The following is a 15,453-nucleotide window of genomic DNA, read 5'->3' as shown; positions in this document are numbered from 1 at the left end:
GCTAGAAAATCGACTTCTTTCGGCGGTCCAGCAGACCTTCTTCTTCCATGGCTTTATCCACGGCAGCTTCATCGAACACGTCGAGTCCGCGAGCTTCGGCAAATGCTTTACGACGATTGAACCGCGAGTACCGCCGATGGAACGCCCACCCAATGAGCAAGATGACGACGGCCAAAGCCAACACGATGAAGGCACCGATCGGCTCCGCCTTACCGAACTCCGGTCCGACCGGAGCATCGGGGTTCATCTGCTGGGCGAGAATGATCGTGTCGGTTGCGACGTCGATAAGCATTAATGCTCCTCCTCAATGCCTGCGAAGAGGTCCGTCTCCGGCAGGTCGGTCTGCACACGGGTGCGCGCGAGCTCGAATTCTTCGGTGGGCCACAGCTCAGCTTGCACCTCAGGGGTGCTGGCGAGGAACGGGCCGTTTGGATCGATCTGCGTCGCGTGGGCTGTCAAAGCGTCAGCGCGGTTCTGGAAGTAGTCGCCGCAGTCCACCTGCGTGGTCACGCGCTGCATGATGTCGGAAGAGTTCTCCTCGAACCGGCGCAGCATCGGCTCGTACGGGCTAGTTTCACCGTCGCCGATGACACCGTCTTCGAGCAGCCGGTCATGCAGAAGTCGCATGCGCTGCGGCACGAAACCGTGGCTGTAGTACAGCTTCAGCGGCTCCCACGGTGCACCGATCTCTGGAGCGAACTCTGGATCGCCCGCCTTCTCCCACGCGATCATGGATGCCTTATGAACCATGATGTGGTCCGGGTGCGGGTAGCCGCCGTTCTCGTCGTAGGTGATGATCACGTGGGGGCGGAACTCGCGGATCTCCGCCACCAGCGTCTTCGCCACAACCTCCGGATCTTTCAGCGCGAAGCAGCCGTCCGGCAGCGGCGGCAGCGGATCGCCCTCCGGTAGGCCGGAGTCGACGTAGCCGAGCCACTCGTGCTCCACACCCAATGCATTCGCGGCCGCCGCCATTTCCTCACGCCGCACATCGGTGATGTTCTCGATGATCCCCGGATTGTTCATCGCCGGGTTCAAAATGTCGCCGCGCTGCCCGCCCGTACAGGTGAGCACCTTGACGCGGTGACCTTCGGCGGCGTACCTCGCCATCGTCGCCGCACCTTTCGACGACTCATCGTCAGGGTGCGCGTGGATAGCCAGCAAGCGGAAGCCCGTCACGTAGTACTCACCTCTAGTTGAGTTAGCTGGTTGAGTTAAGGTTGATCGGAAGATCATCTTAGTAGAGGAGCCACCGTGACCACCATCGACCGTCCCGCCGCACGCTACGGCAGCGAGCAGCCGCGACGCACATCGGGAACCTCCGGGAAAGTCGTCGCCATGGTCGCTGTCATTCTCGTCGCTCTCATCGTGGTCTTCCTGGGCCGTTACGTCATGCAGCGCCAGGCACAGCCGATCAGCGCCACCCTCGTCTCGCACGAGCGCGTCGACGACACCACATCCCGCGTCTGGTTCGACGTCCAACGCGACGACTCAGCTATCGACGTCCCCTCCTACTGCATCATCACCTCCCTGAACTACGACATGACCGAGATCGGCCGCCGCGACGTAGTCATCCCGCCCGGCGGAGAGAAGCAGATGCGCATGCACGTGGATATCCCGGTGGGTGACCAGCCCGTCTCCGGCGGCGTCTACGGCTGCTCGACCACGTTCCCCTCCTACCTCGACGCGGAGGCGACACACACTGCCGCACGCTAAAAACCGCAGGCCGGGGACCCTACCCGGCTGCCGTCGATAAGCATGCGCTGTGTTAGGATCCCAACCGACCACTGACGTTAAAAACCGAAACGAGGGTTACACTTCCATGGCTGATTCGCAGCAGCAATACATCACCCCGGAAATGAAGGCCAAGCTTGAGGCCGAGCTGCAGCAGCTCATTGACAACCGCCCAGCCATCGCCGCCGAGATCAACGAGCGCCGCGAAGAGGGCGACCTGAAGGAAAACGCCGGCTACGACGCCGCGCGCGAACAGCAGGACCAGGAAGAAGCCCGCATCAAGCAGATCTCCGAGCTGCTGGCCAACTCCACCACTGAGCGCACCGGCGTTGTCGAGGGCATGGCCGTGGTCGGTTCCGTGGTGCACGTCTACTACAACGGCGACGAGGACGATAAGGAAACCTTCCTCATCGGCACCCGCGCCGCCTCCACTGACAACAAGGACCTGGAGACCTACTCCGAGCAGTCCCCGCTCGGCGCAGCCGTGCTCGGCGCCACCGAGGGCGAGACCCGCACCTACACCGCACCAAACGGCCGCGAAATTTCGGTCACGATCGAGTCCGCAAAGCCGTATGATTCGGTTAAGGCAAAGACTCCCCGCGCAGCTCAGTAGACCGCGCCGCCTCTTCAACAACATCTCTACCCGATAAGGATCTCCGCAGTGACTACCCGCACTTCCCGCAAGGTCGCCACAGTCGCCTTCGCCGCCGCCACCGCCCTCGGCCTCGCAGCCTGCTCCCCGCCGAACGAGCAGGCATCCGAGGAGAAGGTGGACACCGCACAGAGCCAGGACGCTGACTCCCTGACGGGCGCGGGCCAGGTCCAGGAGACCGACAGCACCAGTGCCGCCAACGTCACCGACGCGAATACGGCAAGTGCAACCACCACCGCTGCGGACCGCGAGAACGCTGAGTCCGCACCGGACGGCACCCCGTTCTACATCGGTTGCAACGGCGCCCCCGTGCACCAGCCCGTCGAAATCAACCTGAACTGCAAGGACAACAACGACTTCGCCCTTAACATCGTGTGGGAAGAGTGGTCCGACGAGATCGCACAGGGCACCACCACCCGCAACAATGGCGGCCGTGAAGGAGTTGAGGAGAACGTGAAGATCACCCTGACCTCCCCTGATGTCAAAGACGGCCAGCTGGTGTTCACCAAGGTCTCTATCGACGGCAAGGATGTCATGCCGCAGTCGGACTACTAAGCCTTAGGGTCTCTGCAGCCCCCGGTTGTTTGCCGGGGGTTTCTCGTCGTTCCTAAGGGGGGCGGGTGCGGCGGGGCGGCAGGAACGCGACAGGAGTGCGGGCGCGCCCCTCTGCAATCCACCCCGAAAGTGTCATGAACCTCTGCCTATGAACTGAGTGCTGGGGTGAAACCCTTTGCGCTGACCTTGTTCAAAGGCAGAGGTTCATTCCCGTTCACTTCCCCATTCCGACCGGCCGCACCCCACTCCGACCACCCAGCCCCGCTCCCGTCAGCGGCACCCCCGCAGATCGAAACCCCCGCACCCATTCAGGAGCTGAACGGTGTGCGGGGGCACGAATCCTGCTTCGAGCTGCAGGTGCCTAGGAAACGCCTAGGCAGGCGGGTTAGTTACTACCTGTTGCCTAGTCGCGGGAGAGGATGGACAGGAGGCGCAGGATCTCGGTGTAGAGCCAGACCAGGGTGACGGCCAGGCCGAGGGCAACGCCCCATGCCATCTTGGCCGGCGCACCCATGCGGACGAGCTTGTCGGCAGTGTCGAAGTCGACGAGGAAGCTCAGGGATGCCAGCACGATGCAGACGAGGGAGAAGCCGATGGCCAGCGGGCCGCCATCACGAAGCGGGGACATACCGGTGAAGATGAACATCAGCAGGTTGCCGACGGCCAGGACGGCCACGCCGATGATGCAGCCGGTGAGGATGCGGGTGAACTTCGGGGTAACGCGGATCGCGCCGACTTTGTACACGAAGAGCATGCCGGCGAAGACACCAACCGTGCCCAGTACGGCCTGGAAGACGAGGGTGCCAGCGTCTGCGTTGCCGAGCATCCAGCCGGAGACGGCCATGGAGAAGCCGCCGACGAAGAGGCCCTCAAACGCGGCGTAGATCAGGGTCACAGCAGCGGATCCGTACTTGCCGCCGAAGCTGTGGATCAGGACGGTGATCAAGCCACCGATGGCACCCACGAACGTGAGGATCATGGAGATGCTCGGGTCGACTGCGATGCCGATACCGAAGTTGATCAGGGCAAATGCCACGATCACGGCGAGGGTGATGCCTGTCTTGGTCACGATATCGTCGACGGTGATGGGACGCTCACCAGTCGCACCAGCGTACGGATCCTGCGCGTAACCGGCCTGGCCGTAAGGGTTCTGGCTAGCGCCGTAGGGGTCCTGGTAGCCGCCCTGCTGGTCGTAGCCGTAGGAGCCGCCCTGCGGGTTGTAGCCGTGGCCGCCCTGGGGCTGGCCGAACCCAGCCTGCTGTGCAGACTGAGGAAGTCGCGCCATCACGGGGTTGGAAGATTTCACTGGCCTGTTTCCTTTCTGATTTATAGCTCGAAGCAAAGATTCGACCGGTATTCGATCATACCGTTCAACGGGAGAACTGCCCGTTTCGTTCCCGCCGGGCGCAAAATAGTATGTAAGCCATGGTCTGGAGGCGTAGGTTCTTCTCGCGCGACCGGGTGAAGAAGCGCACCGGCAGCGAGTTCTTGCTTGACCATCTCGCGGCGCTGGCGGGCGCGGATCCCGTCGCAGTGCATGGCGAGCTGGAGTTCAGCGACGGTGTCGCGGTGCTCGTATACCGTTTCGACCAGCCTGTCTCCCACTACCTCTACGTCACGCACGGGATTTCCCGGACGAACAGCTCGCAGCCAGTCGCCGGGCTTCAGACAGAGCTTTCCCTGCGGGTCCCTCTGACAGAAGAGCCTCCCACGTGGCCGGTCCACCGTCTCCGCCGCTTGGCGGCGTACCTGCGTGAATCGGGTGATTCGCTCGAGCCGGGCCACTACATGGATTTACGTTCGCCTGTCTGCACGGATTCGACGCTGTCCGCGTTCATCTTCGTCAATGACCCGATTCTGGAGCTCTCGATCTCCCCCACCGGCTGGGTCCGTTTCATTTACGCCGTCGCAGTCACCGCAGATGAGCTTGAGGCGGCATTGCGCTGGGATCCTTTGAAGTTCGCGGGTGTTCTCGGCGACAGCATTCCGCTCGGCTTGAGCGATCCGCGTCGCAGCTCCTTGCTTATCGACGCCTCCTCCCTCCCCCTCATCACCTCCCACGCTGAGGCGGAAGGCTCGTCGATATCTGCGGTGTCCTCCAGTTACTTCGCCGTGGATGAATCGGGGCGCATTGACATGACCGCTCAAGCTGCCGCAGATGTTGTCCGCGCTATGCGCTGGCGGCTTGGGTACGACAGGACCTTCGCGGTCATGGGTGCGGGCAACGGTGTCGAAGCGTGGCTGCGGTTTCTCCCCGACGAGAATGCCGCATCGTCGTCAGTCACCTTCAGCCGCGACAGTCCAGGCAAACAGCGGCGCACTCAGGAACCCCCGCTGTCCGCGCACATCACCGTCGAGGTCAACCGAGCCCTGCGCCACGAAATCATGGCTGTGCTCGAGGCCGAACCCGGCACCTACCGGATGCGGTCTGCCCCGCTGACGTTCTGCGTCATCGACCCGAAGCGCTGAAGAAATAGTGCCCCCAGTCGGACTCGAACCGACACTGAACGGATTTTAAGTCCGCTGCCTCTGCCAATTGGGCTATAGGGGCGTGCGGGCGGCGAGCGCTCGCACGGAACCAGAGTCTACGGCACCCCGAAGCCGTCAATGACAACGGTCGCCGCTAGCGGCTGGAGCGGGGAACGAGAAAGAACTGGCCCGCGATGTACGGCACCAGTGCGAGGGCACGCACCGGTTTTTCCTTGTAGGCCCGGCGCGCAAGGTCGAGCGAGGAGACCATCCACGCGCCACGGGTCCACTTGTTGGGCCACCGACGGGCGATCCAGTTGAAGTCCCAGTTCATTGCCGTCGCTAGGGCAGCCTGTGAGGCTGGCGCGCCAAGCGGCGACAGCCCGGAAGCATCATCCAGGGTCTGCGAATCATCCCGTTCGTTGATGTCGGCGATCGTGGGCACCATGACCACCGCTTGGGTGAGATTCAGCGGCAGCCACCACTTCCTACCGGGGGCGAAGAGGGACCAGATCGCCGCGAGCGCGTGGTACATGGTGGCCGTGGACCTGTAGTGATGCGGGTACGTTCCAAGGGCGGCTTCAATAACGGCTGACTCGAATGAATCGTTGCCACCCTCCGGAGTGCCGACGAGGTCTTCGAGGTCCCGCTCTTTGACCACAGTGTCGGAGGAAACGGAGTCAAAGATCGGCAGGATCTCCCCGTACGTCAACGGCGTCACAAACGACAGTCCCAGGGCTGCCATGGGGCGGGTCATGATTGGGGCGGTGAAGTAGGGACGGCGCCGCATCTGCACGGTCTCGGCGTAGCGCTGCATCATCTCCACGTACGGCATGGTGTCCGGGCCGCCGACATCGAACGTGCGGTTGAGATCGGATGGGAGGTCAGCGGCGGCAACGAGGTAGTGGACAATGTCGCGCTGGCTAATCGGGGTGATCTCGTTGGTGATCCAATCTGGCGCGATGAAGAGCGGAACGCGCTCAGTCACGTGACGCAAAAGCTTGAATGACAATGATTCGGCACCGATGACCACGCCTGCTTGGAGCGCGGCGGTGGGAACGCCGGAACCCAGAAGGATCTCTCCCACCTTGATGCGGGAGGCAAGGTGCTCGGAGACATCGTCGGAGTCCCCGGTCACCCCATCCGGGTGCAGGCCGCCGAGGTAGACGATCCGGCCCACTTTGTGGCGCGCCGCTTCCTCGCCGAACTGGCGGGCCATCGTTGCTTCCTCATCGGCGAAGCCGGAACCGCTGTCCATGGAGTGCAGCAGGTACCAGGCACAGTCCACACCTTCAAGAGCTCGGGAGACGTCCTCGCGGTTGGTCGCGTCTCCTTCCACGATGTCCACAGCATCGCCCCAAGGGCGTTTTCTCGCTTTCGCGGCGGAGCGGCAGAGGATGCGGACGCGCCATCCGTCGTCAAGCAACTTGCTTACGACCTCTCCCCCGATGAATCCCGTGGCACCTGTAACGAGCGCTGTGCGTGTCATGCCCCCAATCTATACTGGCCGCATGAGATTCGGCTGGGTCATTCCCTGCGTGCTGGGCGCACTCGGACTGTTCTTGGCACGCAATGCCGGAGACGGCACCCTGGGGTTTTACGGGTTCACTGTTTTCTCTGCGGCGGTGTACGCGGCCGGTTGGTGGCTGTGGGGCAGCAAGAACGCGTTCGCTGGGCCGAGGATCGGGCGTGAACTCGGCCGTGGCGTGCTCATCGGTGCTGTTTTAGCGATCGTCTTCGTGCTCGGCGCGCTAGTGGTGCAGAACATTCCGTTCCTCGCAGGCCCCGTCGAGCAGCTGCTGAACACCCCGGATCAGGGCGGGCCGTTGCCCACGTTCTTTGTGCTGGTCATCAACGGGATCGGCGAGGAGCTGGTGTACCGCGACATGGTGCCGCGGCAGTTGCGCGAGCAGTTCCCCCGGCTCCCGGAAATCTCTGTCGGCATGGTGTCCACCCTCATTTACGGCGTGGTCACCATCGCGATGGGCGTGCCACTGCTGGTGTTCTCAGCCCTGGTTCTCGGCGCCGTGGCGTTCTACGAGGCATCGCGCTCACGCCGACTGTATTCGCCGATCGCCGTGCACCTGACGTGGAGCGTGACCATGCTGCTCGTCATGCCGCTTTTCTTTTAACCCGTACATGTAAACCGGCTCCTTTCCGGCTCAACAAGCTACGCTGGGCTTGGTGATTGAATTCCGCGACGTCTCCAAGACGTACCTTGGAACCTCTGCACCGGCGGTGGACGGCTTCTCCCACACCGTCGAGGAGGGTTCCACAACCGCGTTCGTCGGCCCGTCCGGCTGCGGCAAAACAACCCTGTTACGCATGGTCAACCGCATGGTCGAGCCCGATACCGGCGCAGTTCTTGTGCGTGGGGAGGATGTTGCGGACACGGACCCAGTTCAACTGCGCCGCAGCATCGGCTATGTCATGCAGCACTCCGGTCTGATGCCCCACCGCAGCGTGCGCGACAACGTCGCCGACGTGGCCAAACTCGGCGGAGCGAGCAAGTCGGAGGCGAAACGCAAGGCGTCCGAGATGCTCGAGCTGGTCAACCTCGACCCCGCATTGGAGGACCGCTACCCCGCGGAGCTTTCCGGCGGCCAAGCGCAGCGCGTCGGGGTGGCTCGCGGTCTGGTGAATCAGCCGGACGTGCTCATCATGGACGAGCCTTTCGGTGCCGTCGACCCGGTGGTGCGCCGCGGCCTCCAGCAGGAGATCATGAGCATTCGGGAGAACCTTGCCACCACGATCCTCATTGTCAGTCATGACATTGAGGAGGCGTTCTATCTCGGTGACACCGTGGTCATCCTCGGAGAACAGGCTCGTATCGAGCAAGCAGCGTCCCCGGAAGAGATCATGGCGCGCCCCGCGAACGATGCCGTGCGCGACTTCGTCGGCATGGACGCGCGCACACTGCGCACCGTAGAGCGCGACGGCGAGACGCTCGTCCTCGACGCTGGCGGCAACATCAAAGGGGTGCTGCGGTGAATTGGGCGTGGCTTTCCAGCAATCTCGGCATGATCGCAGGCCTTGCCGGGCACCACCTGCTCATCGCGCTACCAGCGATCATTGCGTCCTTCCTCATCGCAGTCCCGCTCGGTTGGGCCGCGCACCGCTCAGGCCGGTTCCGCGAAGTCATCGTTGTGGTGACCAGCCTGATCTATGTCATTCCGGGCTTGGCCATGTTCGTGTTCATGCCGTTGGTGTTGGGAACCTCGATCCTCTCGCCCGTCAACGTCGTCATCGCGATGACGCTCTACGGCATTGCGCTCATGGTCCGTAGCGCCGCCGACGCGTTCGACGCTGTTCCTGGAGCCGTGCGCCAATCCGCCACCGCAGCCGGTTACTCGCCGCTGGCACGCGTGATGCGGGTTGAACTTCCGTTAGCCGGCCCCGGGCTGCTGAGCGGGGTGCGGGTCGTGGCGGCATCGACAGTGTCCCTCATCTCCGTCGGCGCGCTCGTCGGCGTGCAGTCCCTCGGCACGCTGTTCACGGAAGGGTTCCAGCGCGCCTTCCCCACCGAGATCATTGCGGGGCTCGTGGGCACGATTCTGCTCGCAGTGCTTATCGACGTCTGCCTCACCCTCATCGCCCGCCTCACCATGCCGTGGAGGCACTGACCGCCATGCAACCGATTATCGACGCGTTCACCTACCTCACCGACCCAACCCACTGGTCCGGCGCCACCGGCTTTCCCATGCGGATCGCCGAACACCTCGGATACACGTTCCTGGCTGTGCTCTGCGCCGTGCTCATTGCACTGCCCATCGGGATGTATGTGGGCCACACACAACGCGGAGCCTCAGCAGTGCTCGCTGTCTCCGGTGCCCTGCGTGCTCTGCCTGCCCTCGGCCTGCTCACCTGGTTGGCCATTTCCATTCCGCGCGGGATCAGCTGGCCGATCATTCCCGCCACCATCGTGCTGGTGCTGCTCGCCGTGGCCCCGCTGCTCGCCGGCGTGGTGGCAGGCTTCGACTCGGTCTCGCGCGACGTGGTCTACTCCGCCCGCGCTGCCGGATTCAGCGAACGGCAGATTCTCCGCCACGTCGAGCTACCCATTGCTGCCCCGACAATCCTTGGCGGGTTGCGGTCCTGCGTCGTCCAGGTGCTGGCCACCGCGGTGGTCGTCGCCTACATCGGCATGGGCGGGTTGGGCCGATACCTGATCGATGGGCTTGCGGTACAGGATTACGCACGGATGGTGGCGGGAGCGATCGTCGTCACGCTTGTGGCGCTGGTCATGGACCTCCTGTTGGCTGCTGTGCAACGCTGGGCCACGCCTGCGGGCCTGCGAGTGAAAGGAAACGGCTAATGCTCAAACGCGTGTGGGTGCTGTTATTGCCACTGGTTCTCGCGGCGTGCGCCTCCGGTGACCCGCTGGAGACTGAGACGACCGAGGAGCCGGAGATCGAGGACGACCGAGGAGCCGGAGATCGAGGCCAGCGGGGACATCGTCATCGGCACCGCCAACTTCCCCGAGGCTGAGATCATCGGCCAGATCTGGGCGGCCGCGCTTTCTGATGCCGGTTTCGATGTCGACGTCGCTTCCGGCATCGGCTCCCGCGAGGTCTACATGACCGCCTTGGAGGACGGCGACGTCACCGTCGTGCCCGAGTACGCCGGCAACCTCGCCGCCTTTTACGACGACCTGCCCGAAGGCGCCGACGAGCAGACCATCCGCGACACCCTCGCCTCCTCCCTGCCCGAGACCATCGAGGTCGGCGAGTTCAGTCCCGCAGAATCAGCCGACGCCTATCGCGTCACTGCCGAGACCGCCGCAGACAACGACATCCAGACCATCGCCGATTTGGACAAGCTCGACCAGATCACCGTGGCTGCCCCGCCCGAATTCGCAGAGCGGCGTTACGGCCCACCCGGTTTAACGTCGGTCTACGGCATTGACCCGTCCAAGATCAGGGTGAAGCCGATCTCGGATGCTGGCGGCCCGCTCACCGTTCAGGCGTTGGTCGAGGGCGCGGCAGAAACCGCCAACATCTTCACCACCTCCCCCGCCATCACCGGCAAGGGTGACCGCCCCGACCTCGTGATTCTCGAGGACCCCCTAAACCTCATCCCGCCGCAGAACGTCGTCCCCGTCATCCGCGCGGGGCACCTGCCGCCCGAAGCGCTCGACGTTCTCAACAACGTCAACGCCTCATTGACCACTGATGACCTGGTGGAAATGAACCTCCGCAACGTCGGCGACGAGCGCGCCGAGCCGGCCGTCATCGCCAGGGACTGGGTGGACGGTCTGGAGCTTTAGCGCCTCCCAACTGTAGAATCAGCAGGAAGAAAGGGGGTCGCACATGACTCGGACGATGAAAAACCTCAACCCAACTTCTGATCTTTCACCCAAGGAAATCCGGGAATATTCCGCAGGCGCCGCGAATCTAGCCGGCGGGCGCACAGCCGACCCCTACCTGTCGGAATTGCTCGATGCCCACGCTGCAGGTGAGCTCACAACCGAACAAGCTCAACAGCTGGCTCGAGAACACATCCTCGGATAATGGCGCGGCGGGGGGCGTTCAGAAACTGGGATGACTACTTCATCCCTGGAACACGTACATTACGCAACCTCTTCGTGAGCGATGAAGAACCGTTCGGCGTTGAAGACCCAGAAAAACTGCGGGTACTGGAGTTGGTTAACACGGAGTTCCGCTTGAATGAGCTCGCCACCAACCCCCTCCCCGGCAACTTCGATTACGCCCACATGAAGGCGATCCACCGCCACATTTTCCAGGATGTGTACGAGTGGGCGGGCGAAGAACGCGTCGCCCCAACCGGGCAATGGATGGCCAAAGACGGCCACACCTACTACCCCGCCGGACCCGTCCTCACCGAAGCAGCCGAAAAGCAGTACCGGCTTTTGGACGAAAAGAACCTACTCAAAGGTTTGACGCGAGAGGAGTTCATCATCGAACTTGCGGAAGCCTGGGGTGAAATCAATGTCATCCACAGCTTCCGAGAGGGCAACACCCGCGCGCAGGTGGTGTTCTTCAGCGAGCTCGCCCGCAACGCGGGCTACGTGCTGGAACCAGCGGTGTTCCTTGATGATCCGCTTCGCGACGCTTTCGTCGCTGCCCGCTTTCACTCCCAAGACACCGGCGACAACACCAAACTGGCCGAGGTTCTGTCCACCATCGTGCGCGCATGACCGAACACTGGCCCGTTCAGTCGGCTACTCGCTCACCGAGAACACACGCTTCTTCCGCTTATCGCCGTTCCCGGCTGCGCCGTCCGCAGCACCATCCCCCACTGCCGTGGACCCCGACACGGACACCGGGTCCACATCGAACATCTCAGACAGGAAGTCGGCGACCCACTGGAGCAGTTCTTCGTCGCGCAGGTTGGGTGCGTTGAGCGCCTTCTTCGTCCCGCCTTCGCGCGGGAAAGGCACCTGGACGGCCTTTGCGGCGGCACGGTAATTCGAGCCCGGGTAGAGGCGCTTCAGCCGGATCTGTTTCGAGTCGGCCATGTCCACCGGGTGGAACTTCAGGCGGGTGCCCTGCATGGTGATGTCAGCAACCCCGGCCTTGCGGGCCTGATGGCGCACGCGTGCCACCGCGAAGAGACGCTGGACCTCGGCGGGAAGATCGCCGAAACGGTCGACAAGTTCGTCGGCGACCGTTGTCAGCTCGTCCTCGTCGCGGGCGGCGGCGAGCTTGCGGTAGCTCTCCAGGCGTAGGCGCTCGGAGTTGATATAGGTCTCCGGAATGTGAGCGTCAACAGGCAGGTCGATGCGGATTTCCTTGGGGCCGTGGTCGGTGGCGTCGACAACTTCGCCCTGCATGAGGGACTTGAATGTCTCCACTGCCTCACCGACGAGGCGGACGTACATGTCGAAGCCGACACCAGCGATGTGTCCGGACTGCTCCGCACCGAGCACGTTGCCGGCGCCGCGCATCTCCAGGTCCTTTTGCGCGACAGCCATGCCGGCGCCCAAGTCGTTGTTCTGGGCGATGGTGGCCAAGCGGTCGTAGGACGTCTCGGTGAGCACCTTGTCCTTGGGGTACAGGAAGTAGGCATAGCCGCGCTCGCGGGAACGGCCGACGCGGCCACGCAGCTGGTGGAGCTGCGACAGACCCATGTTCTGGGCGTTTTCGACGATCAGCGTGTTGGCGTTGGCAATGTCCAAGCCAGTTTCCACGATCGTCGTGCACACGAGCACGTCGAATTCGCGGCCCCAAAACCCTTGCACGGTCTGTTCGAGCACCTGCTCACTCATCTGGCCGTGGGCGACGACGATGCGCGCCTCCGGTACAAGGGTGCGCAGGTGGCGGGCGGTTTTCTCAATGTCGGCGACCTTGTTGTGGATGTAGAACACCTGGCCGTCGCGCAGCAGCTCACGGCGGATCGCGGCGGCGACCTGCTTGTCCTCCTGCGGGCCGACGTACGTGAGCACCGGGTGGCGGTCCTCCGGCGGGGTCGTGATCGAGGTCATCTCGCGGATGCCGGTCAGGGACATCTCCAGGGTGCGCGGGATCGGCGTCGCGGTCATGGTGAGCACGTCGACATGCGATTTCAGGGCCTTGATGTGCTCCTTGTGCTCGACACCAAAGCGCTGCTCCTCATCGACGACGATGAGCCCCAGGTTCTTCCACTGCACACCCGTCTGCAGCAGCCGGTGGGTGCCAATGACGATGTCGACGGAGCCGTCGGCAAGCCCGGCGCTTATCTTCTTCGCGTCCGCGGCCGTGGTGAAGCGCGACAGCTCGCGAATCTCCACCCCGAACCCGTCCATGCGCTGAGAAAACGTCGAGTAGTGCTGCTGGGCGAGCAGTGTGGTGGGCACGAGCACGGCGACCTGCTTGCCGTCCTGCACCGCCTTGAACGCGGCGCGCACCGCGACCTCGGTCTTGCCGAAGCCAACGTCACCGACAATGACGCGGTCCATTGGCGTGGGCTTTTCCATGTCGGACTTCACGGCTTCAATCGCAGCCATCTGGTCTTCGGTTTCGACGAAGGGGAAGTTGTCCTCCATCTCCATCTGCCAGGGCGAATCTGCCGCGAACGCGTGCCCCGGCGCGGACGCGCGCTTGGCGTAGAGCTCCACAAGTTCACCGGCGATTTCACGCACCGCGGCGCGAGCTTTGCGCTTCGTGTTCTTCCAGTCGGAGCCGCCCATTTTGCTTAACGACGGCTGCTCCCCGCCCGAGTACTTGCTCAGCAGGTCCAAGGAATCCATTGGAACCCACAGCATATCCGCGGGTTGGCCGCGCTTGGCGGGCTGGTACTCGAGCACGATGAACTCGCGCCGGGCAGCGTCAGAGCCGGTGCCGATTGTGCGCTCAGCCATCTTCACAAAGCGGCCAATGCCGTGCGTGTCATGGACGACGTAGTCCCCCGGCTTGAGCGCGAGCGGGTCGACGCGGTTGCGGCGGCGCGGAGCGCGACGCTTGGCCCCGGCGATGTCGCCGACACGGTTGCCGGTCACGTCGGTCTCAGTGAAAACGACCAGCCCCGGGCCGGGGAAGCTCAGGCCGGCATGGGACAGAGCCTGATAGAGAGTCACCTGGCCAGCGACCGGCTCCAGGCCCGGGGTAGCAATGCGCGCGGAGACACCGTTTTCACGCAGCCGCTCCGCCATACGCTCGATCGTGCCCTTGGCTGGTGCGACGAACGCAGCGCGGCCGCCGCCCTGCAGGTGCAGCTTCACCTGGCCGTACAGCGCCTCGATCTGCTTCGGGTCGCCCTTTGGTGCGGGGGCGGGCTCGTACTCGAGCGGCAAGGTGGCCTCATCATCAGCGGTGAACATGCCGGGCGGGGCGAACGTCCACCAGGCGTTGTCCGCGTCGCGCGCCGAGACCTCGAGTGATTCGAAGGAGCGGTAGGAGCTGGCCGACACGTCGAGTCCTTCCGCGGCGACAGGGCCCTCTGCTCCCATGGCGGCGGCCTCCCAGCCCGCTTCGAGGAACTCTTGGTCGGTCGCTTGCAGGTCAGCAATGCGGGCGCGCACCTTCTCCGGGGATGTCACCAGCACGATCGAGCCGGCCGGCATGAGCTCCGGCAGCACGGAGAAGCTCGCATCCGTCAGGGCGGGAACGATCGCCTCCATGCCGTCGACGTAGGTCCCTTCCGATACGCGCTCCAGCAACTGGGCCAACGTCGGGTTGCCGCTGTGCGCGGTGGAAAGGGCTTGGGCGCGGGTGCGGACGGAATCGTCGATAAGCAACTGGCGCGCGGGGTGCATCTCGACGGAGGCGACATCATCGATGGTGCGCTGATCAGCCACCGCGAACGTGCGCAGATCAGTGGCCTCATCACCCCAGAACTCGATGCGAACGGGGTGCTCGGCGGTCGTGGGAAACACATCGATGATGCCGCCGCGGGTGGCGAACTCGCCGCGCTTGGCCACCATGTCCACGTGCTCGTACGCGAAGCGGACCAGGGTTTCGGTGAGCTCACCGAAGTCGTATTCCTCACCGAGTTTCACCGTGACTGGAGCCACCGACGGCAGCACCGGCTGGCAGGCCGCGCGTGCCGACGCCACGACCACACGCGTGGATGCAATGTTGTGTACCACCTTGTTGCGCGCACCGATGACATCCGCCGCAGGCGAAAGGCGCTCGTGCGGCAAGGTCTCCAACGCCGGCATCAAAGCGACCTGCTCCTGGCCGATGAGCGCCGCGATCTCCGCCGCGAGATCCTCTGCCTCATGCCCGGTGGCGGTAATGAGCAGGACCGGCACCTCACGTGAGAGCGCCGCCGCAGCCCACGGACGCACTTGGTCGATGCCGGTGACGTGGAGCGCGGGATCCCCCACGCGTGCGCGCAAGCCCGTCAGCTTCGGGTCGCCCGCGGCCTGCGTGAGCACTCCGGCGAGCATGGGAAGGTCTTCGGTGTGGTTGGCCATGGAATCTTTCTGCGAAGCGCGTGGGGTGTCGGGCAGGCAATAAAAAAGCTTCCCCACCAGGACTCGAACCTAGAATGACGGTACCAAAAACCGTAGTGTTGCCAATTACACCATGGGGAAAGACGATCAAGAGCATACCGCATCCCCGCTCCTGCCCCTAATAAGCCTTCGTTGCTCTCCTCGCCTC

The 15,453-nt window shown here is 63.7% G+C and carries 16 protein-coding genes and 1 tRNA gene; 11 read left to right on the top strand and 6 right to left on the bottom strand.

Annotated features, from left to right (window positions below):
- Position 1 precedes the first annotated feature (1 nt).
- The gene (locus KBX07_RS08935; protein ID WP_256019779.1) at positions 2–292 is read right to left on the bottom strand and encodes a hypothetical protein; all 291 of its coding nucleotides are present in this window, start codon (positions 290–292) and stop codon (positions 2–4) included.
- Positions 292–1,179: a mycothiol conjugate amidase Mca gene (gene mca / locus KBX07_RS08930; protein WP_256023836.1), complete on the bottom strand. Its 888-nt coding sequence runs from the start codon at positions 1,177–1,179 to the stop codon at positions 292–294. Before mca ends, KBX07_RS08935 begins: the two co-directional genes overlap by 1 nt.
- Before the next feature lie 75 nt (positions 1,180–1,254).
- Here mca and KBX07_RS08925 point away from each other — a divergent pair, with 75 nt between their 5' ends.
- From KBX07_RS08925 to KBX07_RS08915, 3 genes are all read left to right on the top strand, one after another.
- Positions 1,255–1,716, top strand: a complete 462-nt coding sequence (locus KBX07_RS08925; RefSeq protein WP_256023835.1) for a DUF4307 domain-containing protein — start codon at positions 1,255–1,257, stop codon at positions 1,714–1,716.
- Between the two features lie 106 nt (positions 1,717–1,822).
- Positions 1,823–2,347: a transcription elongation factor GreA gene (greA, locus tag KBX07_RS08920; RefSeq protein ID WP_255995725.1), complete on the top strand. Its 525-nt coding sequence runs from the start codon at positions 1,823–1,825 to the stop codon at positions 2,345–2,347.
- 48 nt (positions 2,348–2,395) lie between these two features.
- Positions 2,396–2,941, top strand: a complete 546-nt coding sequence (locus KBX07_RS08915) for a hypothetical protein (protein WP_256023833.1) — start codon at positions 2,396–2,398, stop codon at positions 2,939–2,941.
- A 403-nt stretch (positions 2,942–3,344) separates the two neighbouring features.
- Here the strand turns inward: KBX07_RS08915 and KBX07_RS08910 are convergent, their stop codons facing one another.
- Positions 3,345–4,247, bottom strand: coding sequence for a Bax inhibitor-1/YccA family protein (locus KBX07_RS08910; RefSeq protein WP_005291123.1), 903 nt, complete (start codon positions 4,245–4,247; stop codon positions 3,345–3,347).
- 119 nt (positions 4,248–4,366) lie between these two features.
- Here KBX07_RS08910 and KBX07_RS08905 point away from each other — a divergent pair, with 119 nt between their 5' ends.
- A complete protein-coding gene (locus KBX07_RS08905; RefSeq protein ID WP_256023832.1) occupies positions 4,367–5,410 on the top strand; it encodes a suppressor of fused domain protein in 1,044 nt (347 codons plus the stop codon).
- Between the two features lie 8 nt (positions 5,411–5,418).
- Here the strand turns inward: KBX07_RS08905 and KBX07_RS08900 are convergent.
- Both KBX07_RS08900 and KBX07_RS08895 read right to left on the bottom strand, forming a co-directional pair.
- Positions 5,419–5,492, bottom strand: a tRNA-Leu gene (locus tag KBX07_RS08900).
- 72 nt (positions 5,493–5,564) lie between these two features.
- Positions 5,565–6,899: an NAD(P)H-binding protein gene (locus KBX07_RS08895; protein WP_256023830.1), complete on the bottom strand. Its 1,335-nt coding sequence runs from the start codon at positions 6,897–6,899 to the stop codon at positions 5,565–5,567.
- Positions 6,900–6,921: 22 nt separating this feature from the next.
- Between KBX07_RS08895 and KBX07_RS08890 the strand changes: the two genes are divergently transcribed.
- Genes KBX07_RS08890 through KBX07_RS08860 form a run of 7 tightly spaced genes read left to right on the top strand, consistent with a single transcriptional unit; the run spans position 6,922 to position 11,567 of the window.
- The gene (locus tag KBX07_RS08890; protein ID WP_256023828.1) at positions 6,922–7,542 is read left to right on the top strand and encodes a type II CAAX endopeptidase family protein; all 621 of its coding nucleotides are present in this window, start codon (positions 6,922–6,924) and stop codon (positions 7,540–7,542) included.
- Positions 7,543–7,594: 52 nt separating this feature from the next.
- A complete protein-coding gene (locus KBX07_RS08885) occupies positions 7,595–8,401 on the top strand; it encodes an ATP-binding cassette domain-containing protein (RefSeq protein WP_256023827.1) in 807 nt (268 codons plus the stop codon).
- Positions 8,402–8,430: 29 nt separating this feature from the next.
- A complete protein-coding gene (locus KBX07_RS08880) occupies positions 8,431–9,033 on the top strand; it encodes an ABC transporter permease (RefSeq protein WP_256023825.1) in 603 nt (200 codons plus the stop codon).
- 5 nt (positions 9,034–9,038) lie between these two features.
- A complete protein-coding gene (locus KBX07_RS08875) occupies positions 9,039–9,725 on the top strand; it encodes an ABC transporter permease (RefSeq protein WP_040423800.1) in 687 nt (228 codons plus the stop codon).
- A 57-nt stretch (positions 9,726–9,782) separates the two neighbouring features.
- Positions 9,783–10,676 carry an ABC transporter substrate-binding protein gene (locus tag KBX07_RS08870; RefSeq protein WP_256023823.1) on the top strand — a complete coding sequence of 298 codons (894 nt, stop codon included), beginning with the start codon at positions 9,783–9,785 and terminating at the stop codon, positions 10,674–10,676.
- Positions 10,677–10,719: 43 nt separating this feature from the next.
- Positions 10,720–10,920, top strand: coding sequence for an antitoxin VbhA family protein (locus tag KBX07_RS08865; RefSeq protein WP_005291148.1), 201 nt, complete (start codon positions 10,720–10,722; stop codon positions 10,918–10,920).
- Positions 10,920–11,567 carry a Fic family protein gene (locus KBX07_RS08860; protein WP_256023822.1) on the top strand — a complete coding sequence of 216 codons (648 nt, stop codon included), beginning with the start codon at positions 10,920–10,922 and terminating at the stop codon, positions 11,565–11,567. Before KBX07_RS08865 ends, KBX07_RS08860 begins: the two co-directional genes overlap by 1 nt.
- 24 nt (positions 11,568–11,591) lie before the next feature.
- Here the strand turns inward: KBX07_RS08860 and mfd are convergent, their stop codons facing one another.
- Complete coding sequence (gene mfd / locus KBX07_RS08855; protein ID WP_256023820.1) at positions 11,592–15,266, bottom strand: transcription-repair coupling factor; 3,675 nt, start codon at positions 15,264–15,266, stop codon at positions 11,592–11,594.
- Between the last annotated feature and the right edge of the window lie 187 nt (positions 15,267–15,453).

Source organism: Corynebacterium sp. CCUG 70398 (assembly GCF_024454055.1).
GTDB classification, from domain to species: domain Bacteria; phylum Actinomycetota; class Actinomycetes; order Mycobacteriales; family Mycobacteriaceae; genus Corynebacterium; species Corynebacterium genitalium.
Note: the sequence above shows the minus strand (reverse complement) of the source record. Positions and strands in the feature narration are given on the sequence as shown.